The sequence below is a fragment of the Pseudomarimonas arenosa genome (assembly GCF_014841215.1).
Taxonomy (GTDB): domain Bacteria; phylum Pseudomonadota; class Gammaproteobacteria; order Xanthomonadales; family Xanthomonadaceae; genus Pseudomarimonas; species Pseudomarimonas arenosa.
Genome location: NZ_JACYTR010000109.1, coordinates 1 through 2,500 on the forward strand (window position 1 = coordinate 1; position 2,500 = coordinate 2,500).

The window sequence follows — 2,500 nt, forward strand, 5'->3', positions numbered from 1 at the left end:
ATTATCACCAGGGAAGGGGTGGAGGGTCGCCTGGAATGGGATTCCGGCGCCTTGACCTCTCATGGGGATTAGGACGTAACAGTGTTTTGAGTGTTTCTGTCGACGGTGTTCGTCGAGGAGAAGCGACTTAGGGTTATATGATCAAGCCGCACGGATCATTAGTATCAGTTAGCTCAATGCATTGCTGCACTTACACACCTGACCTATCAACCAGGTAGTCTTCCTGGTTCCTTTAGGGGAGTTAACCTCCCGGGAGATCTCATCTTGGGGCGCGCTTCCCGCTTAGATGCTTTCAGCGGTTATCGCTTCCGTATATAGCTACCCGGCAGTGCCACTGGCGTGACAACCGGAACACCAGAGATACGTCCACTCCGGTCCTCTCGTACTAGGAGCAGCCCCCCTCAAATCTCCAACGCCCACGACAGATAGGGACCGAACTGTCTCACGACGTTCTGAACCCAGCTCGCGTACCACTTTAAATGGCGAACAGCCATACCCTTGGGACCGACTACAGCCCCAGGATGTGATGAGCCGACATCGAGGTGCCAAACACCGCCGTCGATATGAACTCTTGGGCGGTATCAGCCTGTTATCCCCGGAGTACCTTTTATCCGTTGAGCGATGGCCCTTCCATACAGAACCACCGGATCACTAAGACCTACTTTCGTACCTGCTTGATCCGTCGATCTCGCAGTCAAGCACGTTTATGCCTTTGCACTCACTGCACGATGTCCGACCGTGCTGAACGTACCTTCGTGCTCCTCCGTTACTCTTTGGGAGGAGACCGCCCCAGTCAAACTACCCACCATACACGGTCCCTGACCCGGATTACGGGCCGAGGTTAGAACGTCAAGCACATCAGGGTGGTATTTCAACGATGGCTCCATGCAATCTAGCGATCACACTTCAAAGCCTCCCACCTATGCTACACAGACGAACTCAACGTTCAGTGTAAAGCTGTAGTAAAGGTTCACGGGGTCTTTCCGTCTTGCCGCGGGAACGCTGCATCTTCACAGCGATTTCAATTTCACTGAGTCTCGGGTGGAGACAGCGCCGCTGTCGTTACGCCATTCGTGCAGGTCGGAACTTACCCGACAAGGAATTTCGCTACCTTAGGACCGTTATAGTTACGGCCGCCGTTTACCGGGGCTTCGATCAAGAGCTTCGCCTTGCGGCTGACCCCATCAATTAACCTTCCGGCACCGGGCAGGCGTCACACCCTATACGTCCACTTTCGTGTTTGCAGAGTGCTGTGTTTTTGATAAACAGTCGCAGCGGCCTGGTCACTGCGGCCCCGGAGTGCTCAGCTACGCATGTAGCCACACTCTGGGGCGCACCTTCTCCCGAAGTTACGGTGCTATGTTGCCTAGTTCCTTCACCCGAGTTCTCTCAAGCGCCTGAGGATTCTCACCCTGCCTACCTGTGTCGGTTTACGGTACGGTCGTTGCAATCTGAAGCTTAGAGGTTTTTCCTGGAAGCATGGGATCAGTGACTTCAAGTTCCAAGAACTCTGGTCTCGGTGCTCGGCATAAAGGATCCCGGATTTGCCTAAGATCCATGCCTACCGCCTTTCCCCGGGACAACCAACGCCCGGTACACCTACCCTTCTCCGTCACCCCATCGCAATTGCAAGCGGTTCTGGAATATTAACCAGATTCCCATCGACTACGGCTTTCGCCCTCGCCTTAGGGGCCGACTCACCCTGCGCCGATTAACGTTGCGCTAGGAAACCTTGGGCTTTCGGCGTGCGGGCTTTTCACCCGCATTATCGTTACTCATGTCAGCATTCGCACTTCCGATACCTCCAGCAAGCCTCTCGACTCACCTTCGCAGGCGTACGGAACGCTCCTCTACCGCGCACACCTAAGTGTGCACCCTAAGCTTCGGTATACCGCTTAGCCCCGTTAAATCTTCCGCGCAGGCCGACTCGACCAGTGAGCTATTACGCTTTCTTTAAAGGGTGGCTGCTTCTAAGCCAACCTCCTGGCTGTCTGTGCCTTCCCACATCGTTTCCCACTGAGCGGTAATTTGGGGACCTTAGCTGTAGGTCTGGGTTGTTTCCCTTTTCACGACGGACGTTAGCACCCGCCGTGTGTCTCCCGGATAGTACGTGCTGGTATTCGGAGTTTGCCATGGTTTGGTAAGTCGCGATGACCCCCTAGCCATAACAGTGCTCTACCCCCAGCAGTATTCGTCCGAGGCGCTACCTAAATAGCTTTCGAGGAGAACCAGCTATCTCCGAGTTTGTTTAGCCTTTCACTCCTATCCACAACTCATCCCCTACCTTTTCAACGGGAGTGGGTTCGGGCCTCCAGTGCGTGTTACCGCACCTTCACCCTGGTCATGGATAGATCACTCGGTTTCGGGTCTACACCACGCGACTATTCGCCCTATTCAGACTCGGTTTCCCTTCGCCTCCCCTAGTCGGTTAAGCTCGCCACGTAATGTAAGTCGCTGACCCATTATACAAAAGGTACGCAGTCACTCTTTCGAGCTCCCA

At 54.4% G+C, this 2,500-nt stretch carries 1 rRNA gene (cut by a window edge); it reads right to left on the reverse strand.

Features of this window, described 5'->3' with window-relative positions:
- Positions 1 to 137 precede the first annotated feature (137 nt).
- Positions 138 to 2,500, reverse strand: a 23S ribosomal RNA gene (locus IFO71_RS21205) (it continues 517 nt past the right edge of the window).